Genomic DNA, 25,796 nt, shown 5'->3' on the forward strand with positions numbered 1-25,796 from the left:
AAAAAAATATTTTTTATTTGTTTGATGAAAATTAATACATTGCTTGGTTAGATGTTATTCTCAAATTATTTTTAATACCTTTTTAAATAAAATTTTGTTATTCTTATCCGTTGTTTTTAATTAAAAGGATATTTATGATTTATAAAGTGCATAAAAAATGGATCGTGTTAATCAGTTGTTCGTTGTTTATAATTGGTTGTTCTAATAAGCCTCATCAATCAACACAAAATTATACAGAAAAAGAGAAATTAGGTGCTAAATATAAAAATCGTCAATATTTTCCTTATGCTCCATATATAATAAGAGACGTTATTCCAACACGTAAACCCGTTGTAAATCGCCGTAGTTTCTTACGTCAACTTGCTAACGTGAAAGATTATTCAACTACTCTCTCTACAAAATACTCAGATACTTATAATAAAATCGCTTCTTGGGTCTATTCGGGTGCAAATATTCATCGTTTAAGTGCTTATGGTATTAATATTCAACAAATGAGCGGTGAAGAGGGTTTTCAAAATGTATTAATGACAGGCTATTACTCTCCTGTTATCAAAGCTCGTCATACTCGAAGTGGTAGATTTCAATATCCAATTTATGCAAAACCTCGCTATAGAAAGCAGTTTACTCGTAAACAAATTTACGATGGCGTATTAGCAGGAAAAGGATTGGAACTTGCTTATACGGATTCACTATTGGAAAATTTTTTATTAGGTGTGCAAGGTAGTGGTTATGTTGATTTTGGCTATGGGCGTTTAAATTATTTTGCTTATGCGGGTCAAAATGGCTTTAAATATGTCAGTATTGGGCGTTTACTGGTTGAAGATGGCGAAATTCCAAAAGAAAAAATGTCTATTCAAGCAATTAGAGAATGGGGGCAACGTTATCCTGATCGTGTTCAAGAATTATTAGAAAGAAACCCCTCTTATGTTTTCTTTAAAAATGATGCCTCAGGAAAAGTAAAAGGTTCTGCTGGTGTACCACTTATCGCCTTAGCTTCTGTTGCTTCAGATCGTCGCATCGTTCCTTCTGGCACTCCTCTACTTGTCGAAACCCCAATTATTGATGATGATGGAAACTGGACTGGACGTCACGAAATTCGATTGATGATTGCTTTAGATGTAGGCGGTGCAATAAACGGTCAACATTTTGATATTTATCAGGGAATAGGTAAGAAAGCAGGACATAAAGCTGGATTAATGAAACACTATGGACGAGTTTGGATTTTACAATAATCTATAACGTCATTCTCGTATGCATAAGCCACTATTCTATCAAATAGATGGTGGTTTTTTCTTGCTCCTTACAAAAATATGAACTAACCAGTATATCTGCATTAATTTACAAAATAAACTGGACAACTTTTATGTTATTATAAAATTCATTTTCAATATTATGAGTAACCTTATGAAATCAGTAGAAGAAATTTTTGAACAAAACCACCATTGGGCCGTTGAGATGAAACAAAAGCAGCCTGATTATTTTGAAGCAATTTCAGAACAGCAAAAACCACGTTTATTGTGGATTGGTTGTTCTGATAGTCGTGTACCCGCTGAAAAGCTAACAGGATTAGAATCAGGAAAACTCTTTGTACACCGCAATATTGCCAATCTCGTTATTCATACCGATTTAAACTGCTTATCTGTCGTGCAATATGCGGTTGATGTGTTAGATATTGAACATATCATTATTTGTGGACACACTAATTGTGGAGGTATTCAAGCCTCTTTAAATAATGAAGATTATGGTTTAGTGAATAACTGGTTATTACATATTAAAGATATTCGTTTTAAATATAGTTCGCTTTTAGGCAAGCTTCCTACTGAAAAACGAGCAGATATGTTAGTACAATTAAACGTGGCTGAACAAGTGTATAATTTAGGACGTACTTCTGTGGTTCGTGCAGCGTGGAAACAAGGTAAAAAATTATCATTACACGGTTGGATGTATGACGTTCACGATGGTTATTTAAATGATCAAGGTGTAATGGCAACTAGCTCAGAAACCTTAGAGATCACTTACCGCAATGCCATTGCTAAATTAATGGTAGAAGTAGAAGAGAGTGAGGGTATTGAATAAATATAGTAGTTTTATTTGCAAATTTTAATCAAGAACTGACCGCTATAGACTCACTTAAAAAACATTATTTGCACTATTCCCCGCTAAAATGCAATCATTTTGTAAAAAAATAGTTGACAGCTGGTTACAAATACGCAACATTAAGGTTGTTTTTAATTCAAAGGATTTTTTATTTTATGTTTCATTTTATGTTTTTACTCAGTCTATTACTTATTATCACATTTTATATGTGCGGTTGGGCTGTAGATAAAAAACACTAAAATAATTATCAAATCAAAAGTTCAATAAACCCGCACAAAATGCGGGTTTTTTTATGGCTTTTTTATGGCTTTGTACTTTATAAATAATAAGGATAATAATATGCAAACAGACAACATCATTATTTTTGATACGACATTGCGAGATGGAGAGCAGGCGTTAAAAGCCAGTTTAACGGTAAAAGAAAAGTTGCAAATTGCATTTGCTTTAGAGCGTTTAGGCGTTGATGTAATGGAAGTGGGATTTCCTGTTTCATCGCAAGGGGATTTTGAATCGGTACAGACTATCGCTAAACATATAAAAAATAGCCGAGTTTGTGCATTATCAAGAGCAATAAATAAAGATATTGATGTGGCAGCGGAAGCATTAAGTGTTGCTGAAGTGTTTCGTATTCATACTTTTATCGCCACCTCAGCCTTACACGTTGAAGCAAAATTACGTCGCTCTTTTGATGATGTCCTTGAAATGGCAGTAAATGCGGTTAAACGAGCCAGAAAATATACCGATGATGTGGAATTTTCTTGTGAAGATGCCGGTAGAACAGGGATTGATAATATTTGTCGTATTGTAGAAACTGCCATTAATGCTGGAGCGACCACTATTAATATTCCGGATACCGTTGGTTATTGTTTGCCAATGGAATATGGTGATATTATCAAAAATGTAATGAATCGTGTGCCTAATATCGATAAAGCCATTATTTCGGTGCATTGTCATAATGATTTAGGTATGGGAACAGCCAATTCTTTAACGGCGGTGCAAAATGGAGCAAGACAAATTGAATGTACCATTAATGGTATTGGAGAACGTGCTGGTAATACAGCATTAGAAGAAGTAGTAATGGCAATCAAAACAAGACAGGCGTTATTTAAAGCGGATACCAATATAAAAACACAAGAAATTCATCGTGTTAGCCAGCTAGTGAGCCAACTTTGTAATATGCCAATTCAGCCCAATAAAGCGATTGTGGGTGATAATGCCTTTGCACACTCCTCTGGAATCCATCAAGATGGAATGGTTAAACATAAAAATACTTATGAAATTATGTCACCACAAACCATTGGTTTAAAAAAAGAAAAATTAAATTTAACAGCTCGTTCAGGTAGATCGGCGGTTAAAAATTATATGGATATAATGGGCTATACAGAAAACGAATATGATTTAGATAAACTTTATACCGCATTCTTAAAATTAGCCGACAAAAAAGGGCAAGTTTTTGATTATGATTTAGAAGCCCTTGCCTTTATTGATATGCAACAAGGGGAAGAAAATCGCTTAAATTTAGATGTCATCACCTCTCAAACAATGAGCCAACTCCCCGCTTCTGCTTTTGTTCAGCTCGAATTGGATGGTAAAAAATACAGTGATGTATCTAATAGCGGTGATGGTCCTGTTGATGCTGTATTTAATACTATTTTAAAAATTACAGGATTAGATGTAACAGTTAAAAGTTATAATCTAACCGCTAAAGGCGAAGGAGCGGAAGCCTTAGGGCAAGTGGATATTATTGCAGAATATAATAACCGCAAATTTCACGGTGTCGGTTTAGCTACGGATATTGTAGAAGCTTCAGCAAGAGCCTTAATTCACGCTATTAATGCTATTTACCGCTCTCAACAAGTCGCCGATTTAAAACTTGAATCCACTAAATTACAGGAGAAATAAAAATGACAAATTATAATGTTGCAGTATTAAGTGGAGATGGCATTGGTCCTGAAGTGATGCAAGAAGCCATTAAAGTATTAGATGTGGTTCAAAATACCTTTAATTTTAAATTAAATTATCAATTTTTTGATGTAGGCGGAATTGCCATTGATAAACATAAGACCCCGTTACCTGATGAAACATTAGCAGGGTGTAAAAACAGTGATGCCATTTTATTTGGCTCTGTTGGAGGTCCAAAATGGGAAAACTTACCTCCTGACCAACAGCCTGAAAGAGGAGCCTTACTCCCTTTACGTAAACATTTTGAACTGTTTTGTAACTTACGTCCTGCCACTTTATATAAAGGATTAGAAAACTTCTGCCCTTTACGTGCCGATATTGCACAACGAGGTTTTGATATTGTTACTGTACGAGAATTAACAGGCGGAATTTATTTCGGACAACCCAAAGGACGAGAAGGCACAGGACAACAAGAAAAAGCCTTTGATACTGAAGTCTATTACCGCTATGAAATTGAACGTATCACCCGTATTGGATTTGAAACGGCAATGAAAAGGAAAAAACACTTAACATCCGTTTATAAAGCCAATGTTTTGACAAGTTCCGTGTTGTGGCGTGACGTTGTCACTGAGATTTCCAAAGAATATCCTGAAGTTACCCTAGATCATATCTATATTGATAACGCCACAATGCAATTAATCAAACAACCTGACTTTTTTGATGTACTTCTCTGCTCTAATATCTTTGGAGATATTATTTCCGATGAGTGTGCAATGATTACAGGCTCAATGGGAATGTTACCATCAGCAAGTTTAAATGAAAAAGGCTTTGGATTATATGAACCCGCAGGAGGCTCTGCCCCTTATATTGCAGGAAAAAATATCGCCAACCCTATCGCACAAATTTTATCAGCAGCATTAATGCTACGTTATAGTTTCAACCTTAATGACGCTGCAACTACTATTGAAAACGCTGTGCAAGATGTTTTACAACAAGGCTATCGCACTGTAGATTTAGCGGATAATACTACCGCTATCTCGACCAGTGAAATGGGTAATTTGATTGCTGAAAATATTAAATAAGCGGTATGATTTTAAAAAGAATTTACAAAATAAAGGAAAAATATGACAAACACACAATATAAAACACTTTATGAAAAACTTTTTGATGCTCACGTGGTGCGTGAAGTAGAGGGTGAAACACCATTAATTTATATTAACCGTCATTTGGTTCACGAAGTGACTAGCCCACAGGCTTTTGATGGCTTACGCTCAATGGGGCGTAAAGTTCGTCAGCCTTCTAAAACAGTGGCAACAATGGATCATAATGTGCCAACGGATAGCCGAGATTTAATGGGTAGTGGCGAAATGGGCTATCTACAAATGATTGAGCTTGAAAAAAATAGCCAAGAATTTGGGGTAACACTTTATGATATCAACCATCTTAATCAAGGCATTGTACACGTTATGGGACCAGAACAAGGGCTAACTCTCCCTGGAATGACCATTGTCTGTGGCGATTCTCATACTGCAACACATGGTGCATTTGGTGCATTAGCCTTTGGTATTGGTACATCAGAAGTTGAACACGTTTTAGCCACACAAACCATTAAACAAGCCCGTGCTAAAACAATGAAAATTGAGGTTATCGGACAGGTAAATAAAGGTATTACGGCTAAAGATATCGTACTTGCCATTATCGGCAAATTAACGATGGCAGGAGGCACTGGCTACGTTGTCGAATTTTGCGGTGAAGCTATTGAAAGCCTTTCAATGGAAGGGCGAATGACTGTGTGCAATATGGCAATTGAATTAGGGGCAAAATCAGGTTTAATTGCACCTGATGAAACAACCTTTAATTACTTAAAAGGTCGTCCTTCTGCTCCAAAAGGCAAAGAGTGGGACGAGGCGGTTGAATATTGGAAAACATTACACAGTGATAAAGAAGCCGTATTTGATAAAGTAGTGACACTACAAGCCTGTGATATTCAACCACAAGTGACGTGGGGAACAAATCCAGGACAAGTTATTGGAATTGAAGAAACGATTCCAAATCCTGCTGATATTAATAATAGTGTTGAACAACAATCGGTAAAAAAAGCTTTATCTTATATGGATTTACCTCATAGTAAAAAAATGACTGAGATTCATATTGATAAGGTATTTATTGGTTCTTGTACTAATGCAAGAATTGAAGACTTACGAGCTGCTGCTGCTGTTGCAAAAGGGCGAAAAGTAGCAAATAACGTCACAGCATTGGTCGTTCCAGGGTCAGGATTAGTTAAAGCCCAAGCTCAAGAAGAGGGATTGGATAAAATCTTCTTAGATGCAGGGTTTGAATGGCGTGAGCCGGGTTGTTCAATGTGTTTAGCAATGAATAATGACCGCTTAGAAGCTGGCGAACGCTGTGCTTCAACCAGTAATCGAAACTTTGAGGGACGACAAGGACGAGGTGGTCGCACCCATCTTGTTAGCCCTGCAATGGCAGCTGCGGCGGCAGTTTATGGTAAATTTATAGATATTCGCCAAATCGAATTATTATAATAAGCAGGCTACAGACTAATAGGAAAAGAAAAATGACAAGAAAATTTACACAACATACTGGTTTAGCGGTACCACTTGATATTTCAAATGTGGATACCGATGCGATTATTCCAAAACAATTTTTACAAAGGGTTACTCGTTCAGGATTTGGTAAAAACTTATTCCACGAATGGCGTTTTTTAGATGAAGAGGGATTAATCCCTAACCCTGATTTTGTGCTCAACTTCCCTCGTTATCAAGGTGCTTCCATCTTACTTGCAAGGGAAAATTTTGGTTGTGGTTCATCAAGAGAACACGCTCCTTGGGCATTAGATGATTACGGTATCCGAGTAATTATTGCTCCAAGTTTTGCCGATATTTTTTATGGCAACAGCCTAAATAATCAGCTGCTCCCCGTTAAATTAACCCATCAAGAAGTCGATGATTTATTTAATTATGTGACTAAAAATAAAAATGCTAAAATTACCGTTGATCTAGAAAATCAAACCGTGACAGCAGGAACACTACTCTATCATTTTGAAATTGACTCTTTCCACCGTCACTGTTTACTTAGTGGGTTGGATAGCATTGGCTTAACGTTACAGCATAACGATAAAATTGAAGAATATGAAAAAAATATCCCTAGTTTTTTAAGGTAATAGCAACTTAAAGTAATATTTGCAAATTTTTGATAACATCATACCGCTTGTATTTCTGATTTATCAAAATACCCTTTATTTTTAATGGTTTTAAAATTACTTTATTATCAATAGGTTACAAAACTAGCTAAAAAAAGGGTATTTTTGCTATTTTTTCACTTCAGATATTGCAAAATAAGGGTTTTATGAATAAAATCTCTAGTGAACCATCGTGTAGATGGCTTAGAAATTGTGAAAGTACTGTATCACGCTTAATTCTTGGTGAACCATCGTGTAGATGGCTTAGAAAATTACAAAGACAAGCGAGGGCATTTTAAATGTGTGAACCATCGTGTAGATGGCTTAGAAAAACGGCGGGGCGTTTATTTTAGCACCGCAGAAGTTAACCATCGTATAGATGACTTAGAAATAAAAAAAGGTCGCCATTATGACGACCTTTTTTATTATTCTGTTTTATCAATTGGTGGAAAATCTCGTTGTACTTCACCTGTATAAATTTGGCGAGGACGTACAATTTTAAATCCATCTTCTTGTTTATACATTTCTTTCCAATGTGCTATCCAACCAACCGTTCTTGCTAATGCAAACATTACCGTAAACATTGAGGTTGGAATACCAATCGCTTTTAGGATAATGCCTGAATAAAAATCAACATTTGGATAAAGCTTGTGATCAACAAAATACGGATCTTCTAGGGCAATACGCTCTAATTCCATCGCAACATCTAAAATTGGTGTAGAAATATTAAGTTCACTTAACACTTCGTGACAAGTTTGACGCATTACTTTAGCTCGAGGATCATAACTCTTATACACACGATGCCCGAACCCCATCAAACGGAATGGGTCATTACGATCTTTTGCTTTGGCAATATATTCAGGAATACGATCTACAGTACCAATTTCTTCCAACATATTAATACAAGCTTCATTGGCACCGCCGTGAGCAGGCCCCCATAATGATGCAATACCTGCCGCAATACAAGCAAATGGATTTGCACCAGAAGATGCCGCTGTTCGAACAGTCGAAGTTGAGGCATTTTGTTCGTGATCGGCGTGAAGAATAAAAATACGATCTAATGCTTTTTCAAAGACAGGGTTAACTTTATATTCTTCACAAGGTGTGGCAAACATCATATGTAAAAAATTACCAGCATAAGAAAGGCTATTTTTAGGATACATAAAAGGCTGACCAATAGAGTATTTATAGCACATTGCAGATAGTGTTGGCATTTTAGCCAATAATCGAACTGCTGTTAACACTCTATGCTCCTCATCAGAAACATCCATTAATTCGTGATAGAATGCAGCTAATCCACCAACGATACCACACATAATCGCCATTGGATGAGCATCTCGACGAAATCCATTAAAAAAGCGTGAAATTTGTTCGTGAATAATATGGTGATTTTTTAATTGATCACGAAACGTAATATATTGCTCTTTAGTTGGTCGTTCACCAAATAATAATAAATAAGAAACTTCTAAATAATCCCCATTCATTGCTAATTGATCAATTGGGTAACCTCGGTGTAAAAGTACGCCATTATCACCATCAATATAAGTAATTGCAGATTTACACGATGCGGTAGACATAAAGCCAGGGTCAAAAGTAAATAGTTTATTTTTAACTAATGATTGTACATCAACTGCTTCATAACCTAATGTTCCCTTATGAATGTCTAATTCAAAACTTTTACCTTCTGGTAACGATAATACTGCTTTTTTTGTTGTCATCACTCCCCCTGTAATATGTTTACATATTGTTATTAAATTGTTGCAATATTTTTAACCTATCATTATTTGTACAAATAAAAAAGGGTTTTTTATTAAAAACTAGACATTCTTCAAAAAAATGACAAAAAAAGAGAATAAAATAAGAAAAAGTAAAGAAATAAAATGTTAAAAATGTTAAATTCAAGTTGAAATGTTTATTAATTAAACTAAATTTTATTAATGAGGGCACTAAAATATGCAAACAAAAGTAATTATTCCACAAGGTGAAAAAATTCAATTAACTCCGCAAGGCAAATTACAAGTCCCTAATAATCCGATTATTCCTTTTATCGAAGGAGATGGTATTGGCGTTGATGTAACCCCTGCAATGCAAACTGTTATTGATGCGGCAGTTCAAAAGGCTTATGGTGGAGAGCGTAAGATTTCTTGGATGGAAATTTATGCAGGTGGAAAAGCAAATGAAGTTTATGGTGAAAATACTTGGCTACCAGAAGAAACATTAGATCTTATTCGTGATTATCACGTTGCCATTAAAGGACCTTTGATGACCCCTGTGGGTGGTGGTATTCGTTCTTTAAATGTTGCAATGCGTCAAGGATTAGATTTATACAACTGCTTACGCCCTATTCGTTATTATGACGGTACACCAAGCCCTGTAAAACATCCTGAAAAAGTAGATATGGTTATCTTCCGTGAAAACTCAGAAGATATTTACGCAGGTGTTGAATGGGTAGCAGGTTCAAGTGAAGCAGATAAGGTCATTAAATTTTTACAAGATGAAATGGGGGTCACCAAAATTCGTTTTACTCAAGACTGTGGCATTGGTATTAAACCCGTTTCTAAACAAGGTACACAACGTCTTGTTAAAGCGGCATTACAATATGTGATTGATAATGATCGTGATTCTTTAACCCTTGTTCACAAAGGTAATATTATGAAATTTACTGAAGGGGCATTTAAAGAGTGGGGATATGAAGTTGCGAAAGAGTTTGGTGGTGTGAAACTTGATGAAACAGGCGAATGGCAATACCTAATTAACCCTAAAACAGGTAAAAAAATTATTATTAAAGATTGTATTGCTGATGCATTTTTACAAGAAATTTTACTTCACCCAACGCAATATGATGTGATTGCTACCTTAAACCTAAACGGTGACTATATTTCTGATGCACTTGCTGCACAAGTGGGAGGGATTGGGATTTCACCAGGAGCCAATATTGGTTTTGAATCGGCGATTTTTGAAGCAACACACGGTACAGCCCCTGCCATTGCAGGACAAAACAAAGGTAATCCTGGGTCACTTATTTTAAGTGGTGAAATGATGTTACGTCATTTGGGTTGGACAGAAGCTGCGGATTTAGTCGTAAAAGCGGTATCACAAACCATTGTAAATAAAACCGTTACTTTTGATTTTGCAGAAATGCTAGAAGAGGCAACATTACGTTCAACCTCTGAATTTGCTCAGGATATTATTACTAATATGTAAGAGCTTTTTACAAGCGGTAAGATCTGTGGGAATTTTTGCAAAAATCATCTTACTGCTTGATTTTAATTGATTATCTATTTTTAACCCTAAAACAAGGGAGTTTTTTTATGACAAGTTTTTTAGACACCTACCAACAACACGTTGATGAACGAGCCGCAGAAGGTATCGTTCCCCAACCATTGAATGCGGAACAAACCGCTCAATTAGTTGAATTATTAAAACAACCACCACAAGGCAAAGAAGAATATTTACTTTCACTATTTGAAAATCGTATTCCAGCAGGTGTAGATGAAGCAGCTTATGTTAAAGCTTCTTTTCTTTCTGCTATCATTAATAATACCACTTCCTCGCCTCTTATTTCTGCAGAATATGCTGTTAAATTATTAGGCACAATGCAAGGAGGTTATAATATTGAACCGTTATTACAGGCTTTAGATAATGAGATTTTAGCTCCTGTGGCAACAACGGCTCTTTCCTCTACACTGTTAATGTTTGATGCCTTTCACGATGTGTCAGAACGAACAAAAAAAGGTAACACTTTTGCACAACAAATTTTAGAATCTTGGGCAAAAGCAGAGTGGTTTTTATCTCGTCCTAAATTAGCTGAAAAAATTACTGTGACAGTATTTAAAGTCACAGGGGAGACTAATACCGATGATCTCTCCCCTGCTCAAGACGCTTGGTCTCGTCCTGATATTCCCCTGCACGCTAAAGCAATGTTAAAAAATAGTCGTGATGGCATTACCGCAGACAAGGAAGGGGAAATAGGACCATTAACCTTAATTGAAGAATTAAAACAAAAAGGCTTTCCGCTGACTTATGTTGGTGATGTCGTTGGAACAGGATCTTCTCGTAAATCAGCAACCAATTCTGTATTATGGCATATGGGAGAAGATATTCCTTACATTCCAAATAAACGTGCTGGCGGTGTAGTATTAGGCGGTAAGATTGCCCCTATTTTCTTCAATACCCTTGAAGATGCAGGTGCATTACCTATTGAAGTAGATGTCAGTAAATTAGCGATGGGTGATGTTATTGATATTTATCCTTATGAAGGAAAAATTTGTAAACATAATAGTGATGAAGTCTTAGCTGAATTTACCTTAAAAACACAAATTTTATTAGATGAAGTGCGTGCGGGTGGACGTATTCCATTAATTATTGGGCGTGGCTTAACTCATAAAGCTCGTATGGAATTAGGTTTACCTGAAAGTGATGTATTCCTAAAACCACAAGATGTGGCAAGCAGTAAAAAAGGTTTTACCCTTGCACAAAAAATGGTAGGAAAAGCCTGTGGTGTAAAAGGTATTCGCCCTAATCAATATTGTGAACCAATGATGACATCTGTCGGTTCTCAAGATACCACAGGACCAATGACCCGTGATGAATTAAAAGATTTAGCTTGTTTAGGCTTTTCTGCAGATTTGGTTATGCAATCTTTTTGTCATACCGCCGCCTATCCAAAACCTATTGATGTAAACACACATCATACCCTTCCTGATTTTATTATGAATCGAGGCGGTGTTTCACTTCGCCCAGGTGATGGCGTTATTCACTCATGGTTAAACCGTATGTTACTCCCTGACACAGTGGGAACAGGCGGTGATTCACATACTCGTTTCCCTATTGGCATCTCATTTCCTGCTGGCTCTGGTTTAGTCGCTTTTGCTGCAGCAACAGGGGTAATGCCGTTAGATATGCCTGAATCTGTATTAGTACGTTTCAGCGGAGAAATGCAACAAGGCATTACATTGCGTGACCTTGTTCACGCTATTCCTTATTATGCTATTCAACAAGGATTATTAACTGTTGAAAAAGCAGGGAAGAAAAATATTTTCTCAGGGCGTATTCTTGAAATTGAAGGTTTAGAACACTTAAAAGTTGAACAAGCCTTTGAACTTTCAGATGCCTCAGCAGAACGCTCTGCAGCCGCTTGTACCATTAAACTGGATAAAGAACCAATCATTGAATACTTAAACTCAAACATTGTATTACTCAAATGGATGATTTCAGAAGGCTATGGCGATGTTCGTACCCTTGAACGTCGTATCAAAGGAATGGAAAAATGGCTTGCTAATCCAGAATTAATGGAAGCTGATGTAGATGCTGAATACGCTGCTGTGATTGATATTAACTTAAATGAAATCAAGGAACCTATTCTCTGTGTACCTAACGATCCTGATGATGCTCGCCTACTCTCTGAAGTACAAAATACCAGTATTGATGAAGTCTTTATCGGTTCTTGTATGACAAATATTGGACATTTCCGTGCAGCAGGTAAACTTCTTAATCAATTTGAAGATGTGATTCCAACTCGCTTATGGATTGCTCCTCCAACAAAAATGGACGCAGCTCTACTGACAGAAGAAGGCTATTACAATATTTATGGTAAGAGTGGTGCAAGAATTGAAATGCCGGGTTGTTCGCTATGTATGGGGAACCAAGCTCGTGTAGAAGCAAAATCAACGGTAGTTTCAACTTCAACACGTAACTTCCCTAACCGATTAGGACAAGGTGCAAATGTTTACCTCTCTTCTGCAGAACTTGCTTCTGTAGCCGCCATTTTAGGTAAATTACCAACCCCTGAAGAATATCAATCTTATGTAGCAAATTTAGATAATGATAAAGAAGATACTTATCGTTATTTAAACTTTGATAAAATAAGCAGTTATACCGATAAATCAAATACGGTTATTTTCCAATCTGAAGTATAATCTCTCTCAATAAAAGCCATATTTTTCATAAAATATGGCTTTCTATTTCAAATAGTTGCAAATTCTAAACAAAATCATACCGCTTGATCATTAAAATATTTTTATAGAACATAAAAACACCTTTTATTTTTAGCTATTTTAAAATCACTTTATTATCAATAAGTTATAAACACACTCAAAAAAAGGGTATTTTTACTATTTTTTCACTTCAGATATTGCAAAATAAGGGATTTATCAATAAAATCTCTAGTTAACCATCGTGTAGATGGCTTAGAAAAATATGGTATTTCACGTTTACTTGAAAATATAGTTAACCATCGTGTAGATGGCTTAGAAATTTAGCCCTAAAAACCTTAGAAACATCACGCAGTTAACCATCGTGTAGATGGCTTAGAAATTTTTGTCCCAAGAAAGTAACTGTAATTGAGGGTTAACCATCGTGTAGATGGCTTAGAAATTCTTGCAGAAGTTGCCACTGAAACGGCTCGCGTTAACCATCGTGTAGATGGCTTAGAAATCTTAGTAAACAAACTCGCTTTAAAAGTAATAGTTAACCATATGTACGTTGTACAGTGAGGATACATAAAAATCTTATCTCTATGCTTAGAAAATAAGAAAGATAAATTTGTAAATTTATCAAGTAAAACTTAAAAACATCACTAGAAAAAATCTCTATTTTCAGGTATTCTTACACCAATTTTATTTTAATGGTAGTGTTAATAAAACTACCCATATCTACATCTAGGAGATTTTATGAGTGAAAAGTACATCGTCACTTGGGATATGTTCCAAATGCACGCTCGCAAGTTATCAGAAAGGTTACTCCCTGCATCACAATGGAAAGGTGTTATTGCTGTTAGTCGTGGCGGATTATTTCCTGCTGCAGTTATTGCTCGTGAACTTGGACTTAGACACGTAGAAACAGTATGTATTGTAAGTTATGAAGATCACTATAAACAAAGTGACGAGTTAAGAGTACTACACGCACCAGAAGGTGATGGAGAGGGTTTTATTGTGGTAGATGATTTGGTTGATACTGGAAATACTGCTCGAAAAATCCGTGAAATGTATCCTAAAGCTCGTTTTGTTACAGTATTTGCAAAACCTGCAGGAGCAACTTTGGTTGACGATTATGTGATTGATATTCCTCAGAATACGTGGATTGAACAACCTTGGGATTTAGGTTTGTCTTTTGTTCCACCTTTGGCGAGAAAATAATTATTTTTTCATTTTTAATATTTTACATATAGAAACAGGGTTACCCTGTTTCTGCGTATTGAACACAAAATTATTATGACATTAGGCAACCTCTATATTGTATCTGCACCAAGTGGTGCTGGAAAATCTTCACTAATTAATGCATTACTTACTGATTTACCTCGTAGTGAAGTACAGCTTTCTGTTTCTCATACCACTCGTACTCTTCGTCCAGGTGAAGAAAACGGTGTACATTACCACTTCACTACTCAAGCAGAGTTTAAAAATCTCATCGAGAGACAACATTTTTTAGAATGGGCTGAAGTTTTTGGGAATTACTACGGTACTTCATTACCAATGATAGAAAAAAGCCTTGAACAAGGTATTGATGTTTTTTTAGATATCGATTGGCAAGGTGCAAAACAAATTAAGCAAAAAGTACCAAATGCAAAAACTATTTTTATCCTCCCTCCTTCAAAACAAGAATTACAAAAACGCTTAATCGCACGAGGGCAAGATTCTGAAGAAGTAATTGCTAAACGGATGGCACAAGCAGTGTCGGAAATGAGCCATTACAATGAATTTGATTACGTAATTATAAATAATGACTTTCAGACTGCACTAAATGATTTGAAAAGTATTTTAACCGCAGAACGTTTACAACAAAGCTCCCAAGCGGTACGTTATAAACAACTTCTTGCAAATTTATTGGCTTAAAACCTAAAAATAGTCAATATTAAAATAGGAATAAATTATGCCAACACTTAGCATTGCGATGATCGTAAAAAATGAACAGGAAAATTTAGCCCAATGTTTAGATAGTGTGAGAGACTGGGTGGATGAAATTGTCATTTTAGATTCAGGCAGTACCGACAAAACAGAACAAATTGCCAGTAAATATGGGGCAAGATTTTATAGCCATACGGATTGGCAAGGTTTTGGTAAACAACGTCAGATAGCACAGCAGTATGTCACCAGCGATTATGTCTTTTGGATTGATGCTGATGAGCGAGTTACCCCAGAATTAAAACAATCTATTATTCAAGCAGTCAAAGAGGATAAACCCAATACAGTATATAAGATTGGACGTTTAAGTGAAGTATTTGGGCGTGAAATCCGTCATAGTGGTTGGTATCCTGATTATGTGGTTCGCCTATATAAAACTGATTTTGCTCATTATGGTGATGAACTTGTTCACGAAAAAGTACATTACCCTAATGATACTCAAGTAGTAAAACTAGCAGGTGATTTATTACACTTTACTTATAAAGATATTCATCATTATTTAGTCAAATCAGCAAGTTATGCCAAGGCTTGGGCAGAACAAAGAGAAAATGCTGGCAAAAAAGCAACTTTATTACAGGGTATAACACACGCCTTAGGATGCTTTGTTAAAATGTATATTTTAAAAGCAGGTTTCTTAGATGGAAAACAAGGTTTACTACTTGCTCTGCTTTCTACTCATTCTACCTTTGTGAAATATGCCGATTTATGGGTACGTTCAAAAGACAAACAATAAATTAAAACGGTAAGATATAATCAAAAATTTGCAAATTTTTATGATTATCTTACCGCTTATTTGTATTTTACTATTCAATTTTTGCTATTCAACAAAACCATCAAACTCTAATTTATAATTATCGCCATCTTTATTATAAGAAATATAACGAGGAAATTTCTCCCCAATATATTTTTTAACAGTAATATCTTTATGAGCTGTTTTAAATTTATAGGTAATTTGTTTATAGGCTTTCCCATCCTTTTTTACTGCCTTAACTGTTTTTTTTACGGCAATATTTTTCATTAAGTATATTTTTTTACCATTTGTTATTTGAAAACTGTTAGGTAATTTATCAAAATAACTTAACTGGTATGCCATTGTAAATAAATCAAAAACAGGTGTGTTTATTTTCACCGTTTCTAACTCCCTACCTTTTTTTACTCGTCCATAGGTAATCGTATTTTCATTAATTTCACTGACTGAATAGATTTTATCATTACGTAAATCCTGATAACTGGTCATATTAAAGCCATCTTTATGGGTTATTCCTTTTGATGAAAAAACAATCTTATACAGTGGAATATTAATTTTGGCATTAATTTCATAGCTATTATCATCATTTTTGAAATGCACATAAGCGGGCATCAAATAATTTGAACTGTACTTTATATTAAAATTGTCTGCTAATGCTGCACTACTTAATACCAAACTCCCCAGTACAACATATTTAATTTTTGTCCATAACTTCATCTATTTTTCCTCTAATTGAGTGTGTTCAAACAAACGAGCAATACTGTTATTATCACGTAATTGCTCTGCTGTTTCTACTAATGTTCGAGTTAAATGTGGTGCAAACTCCGTAATAAAATCATAAAGGTAATGCCGTAAAAACATTCCCTTTCTAAATGCTATTTGTGTCATACTTGATTGAAAAAGATGTCTAGCATCTATTCTAATCAAATCATCATCAAATTCAGTATAAGCCATTGATGCCATAATTCCTGCCCCCAGTCCTAAACGTACATAGGTTTTTATCACATCAGCATCTGTGGCACTAAAGACAACTTTAGGTAAAACTCCTGCTTGGCTAAAAGCATTATCAAGATCAGAATTTTCTGAAAAACCAAAAGTATAAGTAATTAAATCATACTTACTGAGTTCTTTGACTGTTAAAGCGGTAGGTTGGTTCACAAATTTTGCAAGTGGATGCTCTTTTTTTACAATAACTGATCTATTCCAAAGATAACAGGGTAATAAAATTGCACCTTCAAAAAGAGATTGTGCTTCAGTCACGATCACTAAATCTACCTCTCCTTCGAGCAATGCATTAGAAATCTGAGCAGGAGATCCTTGATGAAGATGAATACTAATATTGGGGTATTTCTTTTTAAATACGTCAATCACTTGTGGTAATACATAACGAGCTTGTGTGTTAGGTGCAGCAATACGAATTATGCCAATATCAGGTTGAGTTTGCTCTTCTGCAATCAACTTAATCCCTTGTGTTTTCACCAAGATTTCTCTGGCTATTTTCACAATTTTTTCACCTTCTTCGGTTAATCCTTTTAAATGTTTTCCATTACGTTCAAAAATATTCACACCAAGTTCTTGCTCAAGTTGTCGTACCTGTTTGCTAATACCGGGTTGAGAAGTATAAAGCACCTTAGCAGTATCTGAAATATTTAAATTTTGATTCACAATTTCAACAATATACCGAAGCTGAATTAGTTTCATTTTTATGCTCTCTTATTACTTAATAATATCAATGAGTTGTCGCATATTATTGATTTCATAAGTAGCTTGAATTTGAGTATTGTTATCATCATTATGTGGATTAAACCAACAGGTATCAAACCCCGCATTATTCCCCCCTAAAATATCAGAGGCTAACGTATCGCCCACCATTAATACTTGCGATTTTTGAACATCATTCATTTTAGATAACGCATATTCAAATATTTTTCTATCAGGCTTTGCAATTCCCACTTCTTCTGAGACAACAAGTAAATCAAAAAAATGTTTAGTATTCGTATTCGTTAATCGAGCATCTTGTATTTGCGTAAAACCATTGGTGACAATCCCCATTTTTACTTGTCCATAAAGATGATTAAGCATTTCGATAACATTTTCTAAAGGCTGACTCACTTTTGCCATCTCATTCATTAATTCTTTATTTAAGCTTAAAGGCGGTTGTCCTGTCTGCTCAGATAATTTTTGAAAGCGACGAATTTGAATATCTTCTGCTTGAATTTCTTTATTTTGATACGCCACCCATAATGGTTTATTGATTGCTTGAAATTCATCATAATCTTGCTGACTAAAATCAATATCATAACGCTTAAGCATTGCTTTTAATCCTAAATAAGAATTAAAAGAAAACAAGGTTTCATCTGCATCAAATAAAATCCATTTATATTTCATTGTTACCTCTTTGACGCCCCTCCCCTCTTAAGATCCCCTCCTCCGTTTTTACGGGGGAGGGTTAGGGTGGGGGCAATTAATATTTAAAAATTAATAGTTAAAAGTATATGGTCATTATACACTTTACAATAAAATGCAAAATTTTATTATAAAGTAACCGCTTGTTTTATGGTATTGCTAAAATTTTACTGTTACACAAATCATCACTTTCAAACTGAGTGCTATCGCCTGCTTTTGCATTGGGAATAGGAAACACTCGCACAGTGAGAGGCTTGTTTAAACGAAATGCCATTGTGCCAGTATCTCGCATTAAAGCACTAAGTTGTGGAATGGTCACATCTCCTGCAACAGGGACGGTATCTAATCCAATGCCACATACCGCACTATATGTAAGTAATGCTCGAATATCAAATTGTGCTAATTGTGAACCTTTAGCTAAACCTGTATCTTCTGTTAATGCGAGCATTAATCCAGAGAAACCAATAAGAGGCACATTTTTAACGGATTTAAACACTCGAGTAAGAAGGGCTGAGGCTTCTACTGTTCCTGCTGCACCAAAATAAGGTACGCCTAATAATTCATACACAGTTGCCATTGAGTTACAACTTTTAGACGGTGCTGCAGAACTGTCTATTCCTACAAATTTAAAACGTCCAGTAAGTTCAGTGGATGACACTGCATTTAAGACTTCATCAATATGATATTGCAATGCCTGTGACATTTTTTCATAAGCAGTATTAAAAAAATCATTACGTTCAGATTTTGATAAACTTTCTAATACTTCCACCAACAAATCAGGTGTTTCAAAACCAATCACAAAGCTATTTGGTAATTGACTAGAATGGTAACTAGCGGGAAAATAAGGGATAAATGGTTCACAGTTAAAATTAACCGTAAAATTAAAGTTGCCTTCACCTCGTTCAGTTATTTGGGCAATTTTTTTCACAGCCTGAGCTGATTGTTCTATTAAGTTGTTATCTAATACACCATTTTTATCCAATGGCACATTAACACAAGCATTGCATAAATCACCATAACTTTGGATAAGCTCAGGTAACAGGTTAATCTCTCGCTCTGTTTTTGCTTCTCCAATCGCAAATCGAATACGTAAACCACTGTCATTAAGTTGGTTTAACAGGTGTTTGAGATAACTTAAATCTGCTTTAGCAGTGTCAATGTTAGTGGTATCTAAATATTCACCAAAAGCATTGGTAACGATACGAATGGTTTGGATTTCATAACCTGCATTTTGAATACTTGGGATCAATAAATTAAATTCTTGTTTGGCTTCCTGTAAAACCTGTTGCCATTGATTTTTATCTTGCGTTAAGGATAAAAATAACGTAATTGTTCGTACACGGCATAGTGATTTGTTTTTATAATTCATTAATTTTTATTTCCGTTATGATCCAAAAGAAACCAGTATAACATTTATACAGTAGCGGATCATTTCAAATCTTTTTTAAATGGTGAAAATTGATGGCTTTGCTCAACTAAAATCAAAATAGCTGCATCGCCACCCCATTCTCGTGGGGCTTGATGTAATGCCATTATTTTAGGGTGTTGCACTAACCAACGAGGAATTTGTCTTTTTAATGCAAAAGTGCCGTATCCTGTCATAATACTCGCACAAAACACCCCTTCTTTCTCACAGGCTAAAATAAGACTGGCCAATTCCATTTTAGCTTGTTTTCTGGTCAAACCGTGTAAATCTAAAAAAAGCTCAGGAGAAAAATCACCACGACGTAGTTGCTTTAACAAATAAGGATAAACATCTTCACGACGATATTTTACTTTTTCATTTTCTTCCGTTAACAAGGGTTCATATTCATCAGAAAAATAAAATAATGTATCCGCTTTCTCTTTTTGTTCTTTTAATTCAACTGCTTTTTGAGGTGTTTGTTTTTTTATTACTACTGTATCTTGTTTAATTTTTTTGATACCTTTTACGGCTTCTTTAAACAAAGATAACTCATCATCATTTAACATTTTATTTCCTTTTAAATTAACTATACCATTCTAACACAAAGCAAAATATGGTATAAATAGATTAAATTTCAAATTGGGAAAAAATTAATGTCAGAATATAAATACAATCTTGAACTTTTAGATGAAATTCAACAATCAAACGTTGCGGATGAACTACAAACTACATTAGATTTTATGCGTTGGGCATACAGTTGCTTTAATGCATCAGATCTTTATTATGGACACGGTTATGATAATGCTTGGGATGAAGCTCAACAACTTATTTTAGCCGCATTACATTTACCTTCTGATATACCAGAGAAACTATTTGATACTCGTTTAACATTAACGGAAAAATCACGTATTATCAGTATGGTAAAACAGCGTTTAGGCTGGCGTAAACCTATTGCATATCTCACTCATTGTGCGTGGTTTGCTGGATTAGAATTTTATGTTGATGAACGAGTGATCGTGCCAAGATCCCCTATTGCAGAATTAATTCAAAACCGTTTTGCAGGAATTCTTCATTCTGAACCTCTTCGTATTTTAGATATGTGTACGGGAAGTGGCTGCATTGCTATTGCTTGTGCAGAACAATTTCCAAATGCGGATATTGATGCCGTTGATTTATCTACAGAGGCATTAAATGTGGCAGAAATGAATATTGAATACCACAAAATGAGTGAACGTGTTATTCCTATTCAATCTGATCTGTTCGATAATGTACCTCAAGATAAATATAATCTTATTATCACCAATCCTCCTTATGTAGATAAAGAAGATTTAGAAGATATGCCAGAAGAATATCATCACGAACCAGAAATAGCATTAGGTTCTGGCGTTGATGGTTTAACATTGGTGAAACGTATCCTAGCCACGGCACCTAATTACCTAGCCGATCACGGTTCACTTGTTTGTGAAGTCGGAAATTCTATGGTTCATTTAATAGAACAATACCCAGAGGTTCCATTTAACTGGATTGAATTTGAACACGGTGGATTAGGTGTGTTTAGTTTAAATAAAGAGCAATTATTAGCTCACCAAGAAGCGTTCCAAAAATAGTTAGCACTACTATAGCGTTAAATTTTTAAAGGATATAGAATATGAATAGTACTTTACACTTACTTCAACATCGTCGCTCATCAAGAAAATTTAATGATGTTGCACCAAACCAAGCAGAACTTGACCATATTTTAAAAGCAGCCTTAAGAGCCCCTGATCACGGTCTATTAAAACCTTATCATTTTGTTGTGATTGATAAAAGTGGAATGCCTCAATTAAAACAGCATTTAATTGCAACGGTTAATGAGTTTGATATGGGAAGTAGTTGTTTAGATACAGCAGAAAGTATCACCAGTACAACACCGATGATTATTGGCGTTGTGTGTAAATATAGTGATAAGAAACCTATTCCAGAATGGGAACAAATGCTCACTGCTGGATGTGCAACTTATGCTATGCAACTTGCCGCTAATGCTCAAGGTTTTGAAACCTGCTGGATCACCAATAAATGGGTTGAAGGTTCTGCATTACGTCACGCATTTGGCTGTACCGAAAAAGATAAAATCATTGCATTAGTCAGAATAGGTAAGTCTGCTGAACAAGAGCAAATTTCGACCACTTCTCAAAGTGAAGCCATTGAATCTTTTGTGAGTTATATCAAATGATGAAAACAATTTTAATTACAGGCTGCTCTTCTGGTATCGGTTATGAAACAGCCAAACTACTCAAACAACAAGGCTGGAAAGTCTTTGCAAGTTGCCGTAAGCAAGAAGATGTTATTCGCCTACAACAAGAAGGGTTTGAGTCTTTATTACTGGATGTAAATAATTCTGAACAAATTCATAGTGCCTTTGAAAGCATTCAGACAAGCGGTCACTTAGATGCAGTTTTTTGCAATGCAGGTTACGGCCTACCAAGTATGGTCGAAGATGTCTCACGTCAAGATTTACAAGCAATTTTTGAAACCAATGTATTTGGCGTTTGGGAAGTAATGAATGAGGCGTTAAAAATATTTCACCAACAAAAATACGGTAAAATCATTATTACCAGCAGTATTTTAGGATTTGCTGCAATGCCGTTTAGAGGAGCATATAACAGCACTAAGTTTGCGGTAGAGGGAATGGCAGATACATTACGTTTAGAATTAGCAAATACTGATATTTTTGTAAGCCTTATTGAACCCGGTCCTATACAAAGTAATTTCCGTTCAAACAGTAAAAAACAGTTTGAGAAACTAGATGTAAGTAATTCAGTGCATCAAAAAACTTATAAAAAACATATCAAATACTTTAATACGAAAGAAAATAAAAATCCTTTTGCTTTGCCACCAAGTGCTTGTGCAGAAGTATGTTTAAAAATATTAAATACCAAGAAACCCAAAGCTCGCTATAGGGTGACTTTTCCAACAAAACTGTTTTGGATACTAAAACGCATTTTACCCACATCTGTATTTGATTTTATTTGTAGAAAATCAGCGGAGTAAAAAATATACTTAACGTAAGTATTAACTGAATGATAGCGTATAGCAACGTTCTTTATTATATCTCTTGCTTTAACTGATATAACATTTCTAACGCTTGCTTAGGTGTTAATTCATCTGGATTAACACTCTTTAATATCTCTATTGCTGGTGATATTGCTTGTGGCTCTTCTTCATGATTTATCACTTCAAACAAACTTTCTTGTGGATTTTTATTTAAATCTGTCGTTTGAAATGAAATTTGTTCTAAGGTCGCTAATTTCTGTTTGGCTAATTTAACCACTTGTTTAGGTACGCCAGCCAAAGAAGCCACCGCTAAACCATAACTTTTACTTGCTGCCCCCTCTTGTACAGCGTGCATAAACACAATATTATCATTATGTTCACGTGCATCTAAATGCACATTCGCCACCCCTTTTAATTGCTCTGGTAAGCTGGTTAATTCAAAATAATGGGTCGCAAACAAGGTTAAAGAACGCGTTTTTTGTGCTAACCATTCCGCACACGCCCAAGCGAGGGATAAGCCATCATAGGTTGAAGTACCACGTCCAATTTCATCAATCAGCACTAAACTATTCGCCGTTGCTTGATGAAGAATATTCGCCATTTCGGTCATTTCTACCATAAAAGTCGAGCGTCCAGAGGCAAGATCATCAGACGCACCAATACGCGTAAAAATACGATCAATAATTCCAATTTCAGCACTTTCAGCAGGGACAAAACTTCCGATATGTGCCATTAAAGTAATCAAGGCTATTTGTCGCATATAGGTGCTTTTACCACCCATATTTGGACCAGTGACCACAAGTAAATGGCGTTGCTCATTTAAAAACACTGGGTTTGCAATAAAAGGGGCTTTTAGCACATTTTCTACCACTGGGTGGCGACCTTGTTTAATGTTAATGGTGCGATTAGCCGTAAAAGTCGGTGCGACATAATTTAAACTTTCTGCTCGCTCGGCAAGGTTGGTTAGCACATCTAATTCGCTTAAAATCATACTCGCTAGCTGTAACTCGCCCAAGCGTGGCAACAGTTGATCAAACAAATCCTCATAAAGACGTTTTTCTAACGCAAGAGATGCCCCTTTCGCTTTCAACACTTTATCTTCATAGGTTTTTAATTCAGGGATAATATAACGCTCGGCATTTTTTAAGGTTTGACGGCGGACATAATGAATTGGTGCGTTGTCACTTTGCCCTTTGTTGATCTGAATATAGTAACCGTGTACCGCATTAAAACCGATTTTTAAGGTATCAATCCCTGTCGTCTCACGCTCACGAATTTCTAAATCATCAAGATATTGTGTTGCCCCATCAGCGAGGGAACGCCATTCATCTAACTCTTCATTATAGCCTGTCGCTATCACACCGCCATCTCGCACTAATTGTGGTGGAGCCTCAACAATTGCTCTCTCCAATAAAAAATGAAGATCGCTAAAATCCGCAATTTGATTGATATTTTGAGTTAAACTAGCGGTTAGATTTTGGGTAAAATTTACAATTTCTGGAATTTGAGCCAACGCAGTGCGTAAACGAGTTAAATCTCGTGGACGTGCTGAACGCAGGGCAACACGTGCCAAAATTCGTTCCATATCACCCACTTGATGTAGTAACGGCTGTAAAGTTTCAATCAAATTATGATCAAGTAACGTCTGAATATTTTGCTGACGGTTTTTTAGTTTTACTACATCACGAATAGGCTGATGGATCCAACGTTTTAACAAACGGCTTCCCATCGGGGTAACGCAGTGATCTAATACGTGAGCAAGGGTATTATCCGTGCCACCAGCTAAATTTTGGGTTAATTCTAAATTACGGCGAGTGGCTGCGTCTAATAAAATGGTGTCACTGTTTTGAATTAAATGAATGCTATTGATATGTGGCAATGCGATGCGTTGGGTTTCTTTGGCATATTGCAACACGCAGCCAGCGGCACATAACGCCACAATAGATTTTTCTACCCCAAAACCTTTTAAATCTTGCGTACCAAATTGACGGTTTAGCAAATTTATCGCTGTGACTAATTCAAATTCCCAAATCGGACGACGACGTAAGCCCTTGTAATGCTCAATCAAATCCATTTCAGAAAAGGTTTCAGGGTATAAAATTTCAACAGGCTGGGCTCGTTGTAACTCCGCACTTAAACTTTCACGGCTTGGCAATTCATTGATCAAAAAACGCCCTGATGTCATATCCAATAATGCCAGTGCATAAATTCCATTTTCTATATAAACACTTGCTATAAGATTATCTTGACGTTCTGGCAACAAGGCTTCATCACTGACTGTCCCAGGTGTCACAATACGCACCACTTTACGCTCAACCGGTCCTTTACTCGTGGCAGGATCGCCCACTTGCTCACAAATAGCAACAGATTCACCAAGATGTACTAATTTTGCTAAATAACCCTCAATTGCGTGATAAGGCACACCTGCCATAGGAATTGGCTCGCCTGCCGATTTCCCTCTTTTGGTCAGTGAAATACCTAACAATTTTGAGGCTTTCTTTGCATCATCAAAAAACAACTCATAAAAATCCCCCATACGATAAAATAACAGCACATCAGGATGTTCTGCTTTTAATGTGAAGTATTGTTTCATCATTGGCGTATGAGTGTTTAAGTTTGTCATTTTGAGTATCCATTTATAATTAAACCTATTTAATTCAATAGGTTAATATTTTTTATTGGTAAATTATATGAAAAATAATACCGCTATAATAACATAAAAACCCACAACGATACGTGAGTTTGTTAGAATATAGCATCTCCTTGCCTAAGATTTGAGTTATCACCATATTCTTCAAATTTTTCAACCGTTTCATCATCAGTATTTTTAGAAAAACAAGGTATACTCTGTTGAATAATTATGCATATTTATCATAAACTTTTTTCACGTGAATTAAACTAATCAGTTTTAAAGTAGGTTTAATCAATAATTGAGCACTTCCCACAATAAATAGCCAAGTACCACTTGTCACCAAAGAATCGGATAAAAAGAAAAAACTTCCAATTAAAAACCAAATTGCAATAAACAAATCGTTAATTGCTCCTAATATTTCATATCGTCGCTGAATAATGATATGTTGTTGTTTTAAATCTAAATTCATCATT

At 35.6% G+C, this 25,796-nt stretch carries 22 protein-coding genes and 1 CRISPR repeat array; of the genes, 14 read left to right on the forward strand and 8 right to left on the reverse strand.

What is annotated here, in order from left to right; translation table 11 throughout:
• The first annotated feature begins 134 nt into the window (after positions 1-134).
• The 6 genes from mltA to leuD all read left to right on the forward strand — a co-directional run bounded on the left by mltA (position 135) and on the right by leuD (position 7,180).
• The gene (mltA, locus tag KGI96_RS03830; RefSeq protein WP_211596950.1) at positions 135-1,232 is read left to right on the forward strand and encodes a murein transglycosylase A; all 1,098 of its coding nucleotides are present in this window, start codon (positions 135-137) and stop codon (positions 1,230-1,232) included.
• Between the two features lie 172 nt (positions 1,233-1,404).
• The gene (gene can, locus KGI96_RS03835) at positions 1,405-2,076 is read left to right on the forward strand and encodes a carbonate dehydratase (protein WP_211596951.1); all 672 of its coding nucleotides are present in this window, start codon (positions 1,405-1,407) and stop codon (positions 2,074-2,076) included.
• Between the two features lie 360 nt (positions 2,077-2,436).
• Positions 2,437-3,999, forward strand: coding sequence for a 2-isopropylmalate synthase (leuA, locus tag KGI96_RS03840; RefSeq protein WP_213156559.1), 1,563 nt, complete (start codon positions 2,437-2,439; stop codon positions 3,997-3,999).
• A gap of 2 nt (positions 4,000-4,001) precedes the next feature.
• Positions 4,002-5,081 (forward strand): 3-isopropylmalate dehydrogenase, encoded by a 1,080-nt coding sequence (leuB, locus tag KGI96_RS03845; RefSeq protein ID WP_213156560.1) that lies wholly within the window; start codon positions 4,002-4,004, stop codon positions 5,079-5,081.
• A gap of 42 nt (positions 5,082-5,123) precedes the next feature.
• The gene (gene leuC, locus KGI96_RS03850; protein ID WP_211596954.1) at positions 5,124-6,542 is read left to right on the forward strand and encodes a 3-isopropylmalate dehydratase large subunit; all 1,419 of its coding nucleotides are present in this window, start codon (positions 5,124-5,126) and stop codon (positions 6,540-6,542) included.
• Positions 6,543-6,574: 32 nt separating this feature from the next.
• Positions 6,575-7,180, forward strand: coding sequence for a 3-isopropylmalate dehydratase small subunit (gene leuD, locus KGI96_RS03855; protein ID WP_211596955.1), 606 nt, complete (start codon positions 6,575-6,577; stop codon positions 7,178-7,180).
• Positions 7,181-7,623: 443 nt separating this feature from the next.
• On the opposite strand, the gene KGI96_RS03860 is transcribed toward leuD, so the two are convergent.
• Positions 7,624-8,916, reverse strand: coding sequence for a citrate synthase (locus tag KGI96_RS03860; protein WP_211596956.1), 1,293 nt, complete (start codon positions 8,914-8,916; stop codon positions 7,624-7,626).
• 235 nt (positions 8,917-9,151) lie between these two features.
• On the opposite strand from KGI96_RS03860, the gene icd reads away from it, so the two are divergent.
• The 5 genes from icd (at position 9,152) to KGI96_RS03885 (ending at position 15,832) form a co-directional block, all read left to right on the forward strand.
• Positions 9,152-10,402, forward strand: a complete 1,251-nt coding sequence (icd, locus tag KGI96_RS03865; RefSeq protein WP_211596957.1) for an NADP-dependent isocitrate dehydrogenase — start codon at positions 9,152-9,154, stop codon at positions 10,400-10,402.
• Between the two features lie 107 nt (positions 10,403-10,509).
• Positions 10,510-13,116, forward strand: a complete 2,607-nt coding sequence (gene acnB, locus KGI96_RS03870) for a bifunctional aconitate hydratase 2/2-methylisocitrate dehydratase (protein ID WP_213156561.1) — start codon at positions 10,510-10,512, stop codon at positions 13,114-13,116.
• A gap of 249 nt (positions 13,117-13,365) precedes the next feature.
• Positions 13,366-13,634: direct repeats of the CRISPR family, unit length 29 nt; unit sequence GTTAACCATCGTGTAGATGGCTTAGAAAT.
• A gap of 235 nt (positions 13,635-13,869) precedes the next feature.
• Positions 13,870-14,334: a xanthine phosphoribosyltransferase gene (gpt, locus tag KGI96_RS03875; RefSeq protein ID WP_211596959.1), complete on the forward strand. Its 465-nt coding sequence runs from the start codon at positions 13,870-13,872 to the stop codon at positions 14,332-14,334.
• A 75-nt stretch (positions 14,335-14,409) separates the two neighbouring features.
• The gene (gmk, locus tag KGI96_RS03880) at positions 14,410-15,030 is read left to right on the forward strand and encodes a guanylate kinase (RefSeq protein ID WP_211596960.1); all 621 of its coding nucleotides are present in this window, start codon (positions 14,410-14,412) and stop codon (positions 15,028-15,030) included.
• 37 nt (positions 15,031-15,067) lie between these two features.
• Positions 15,068-15,832 carry a glycosyltransferase family 2 protein gene (locus KGI96_RS03885; RefSeq protein ID WP_211596961.1) on the forward strand — a complete coding sequence of 255 codons (765 nt, stop codon included), beginning with the start codon at positions 15,068-15,070 and terminating at the stop codon, positions 15,830-15,832.
• An 84-nt stretch (positions 15,833-15,916) separates the two neighbouring features.
• Here the strand turns inward: KGI96_RS03885 and KGI96_RS03890 are convergent, their stop codons facing one another.
• The 5 genes from KGI96_RS03890 to smrB all read right to left on the reverse strand — a co-directional run bounded on the left by KGI96_RS03890 (position 15,917) and on the right by smrB (position 20,224).
• Complete coding sequence (locus KGI96_RS03890; protein ID WP_211596962.1) at positions 15,917-16,564, reverse strand: hypothetical protein; 648 nt, start codon at positions 16,562-16,564, stop codon at positions 15,917-15,919.
• The gene (gene cysB / locus KGI96_RS03895; RefSeq protein WP_211596963.1) at positions 16,565-17,548 is read right to left on the reverse strand and encodes an HTH-type transcriptional regulator CysB; all 984 of its coding nucleotides are present in this window, start codon (positions 17,546-17,548) and stop codon (positions 16,565-16,567) included.
• 15 nt (positions 17,549-17,563) lie between these two features.
• Positions 17,564-18,235, reverse strand: coding sequence for a pyrimidine 5'-nucleotidase (yjjG, locus tag KGI96_RS03900; protein ID WP_211596964.1), 672 nt, complete (start codon positions 18,233-18,235; stop codon positions 17,564-17,566).
• Between the two features lie 166 nt (positions 18,236-18,401).
• Positions 18,402-19,622 (reverse strand): DUF711 family protein, encoded by a 1,221-nt coding sequence (locus tag KGI96_RS03905; RefSeq protein WP_211596965.1) that lies wholly within the window; start codon positions 19,620-19,622, stop codon positions 18,402-18,404.
• A gap of 59 nt (positions 19,623-19,681) precedes the next feature.
• Positions 19,682-20,224: an endonuclease SmrB gene (smrB, locus tag KGI96_RS03910; protein ID WP_211596966.1), complete on the reverse strand. Its 543-nt coding sequence runs from the start codon at positions 20,222-20,224 to the stop codon at positions 19,682-19,684.
• 87 nt (positions 20,225-20,311) lie between these two features.
• On the opposite strand from smrB, the gene prmB reads away from it, so the two are divergent.
• Genes prmB through KGI96_RS03925 form a run of 3 tightly spaced genes read left to right on the forward strand, consistent with a single transcriptional unit; the run spans position 20,312 to position 22,688 of the window.
• Positions 20,312-21,265 (forward strand): 50S ribosomal protein L3 N(5)-glutamine methyltransferase, encoded by a 954-nt coding sequence (gene prmB, locus KGI96_RS03915; RefSeq protein WP_211596967.1) that lies wholly within the window; start codon positions 20,312-20,314, stop codon positions 21,263-21,265.
• A gap of 41 nt (positions 21,266-21,306) precedes the next feature.
• On the forward strand, positions 21,307-21,870 hold the full coding sequence (locus tag KGI96_RS03920; protein ID WP_211596968.1) for a nitroreductase family protein: 564 nt from the start codon (positions 21,307-21,309) through the stop codon (positions 21,868-21,870).
• Entirely contained in the window at positions 21,870-22,688 is an 819-nt protein-coding gene (locus tag KGI96_RS03925) for an SDR family NAD(P)-dependent oxidoreductase (RefSeq protein WP_211597023.1), read from the forward strand. Before KGI96_RS03920 ends, KGI96_RS03925 begins: the two co-directional genes overlap by 1 nt.
• Before the next feature lie 55 nt (positions 22,689-22,743).
• Here KGI96_RS03925 and mutS read toward each other — a convergent pair whose 3' ends face one another.
• Together mutS and KGI96_RS03935 are read right to left on the reverse strand one after the other, a co-directional pair.
• Positions 22,744-25,314, reverse strand: coding sequence for a DNA mismatch repair protein MutS (gene mutS, locus KGI96_RS03930; RefSeq protein WP_211596969.1), 2,571 nt, complete (start codon positions 25,312-25,314; stop codon positions 22,744-22,746).
• Between the two features lie 235 nt (positions 25,315-25,549).
• Positions 25,550-25,795, reverse strand: a complete 246-nt coding sequence (locus KGI96_RS03935; RefSeq protein ID WP_211596970.1) for a YrhK family protein — start codon at positions 25,793-25,795, stop codon at positions 25,550-25,552.
• Position 25,796: the final 1 nt, after the last annotated feature.

It is taken from the genome of Phocoenobacter atlanticus subsp. cyclopteri, assembly GCF_018343795.1.
Lineage (GTDB): Bacteria > Pseudomonadota > Gammaproteobacteria > Enterobacterales > Pasteurellaceae > Phocoenobacter > Phocoenobacter atlanticus.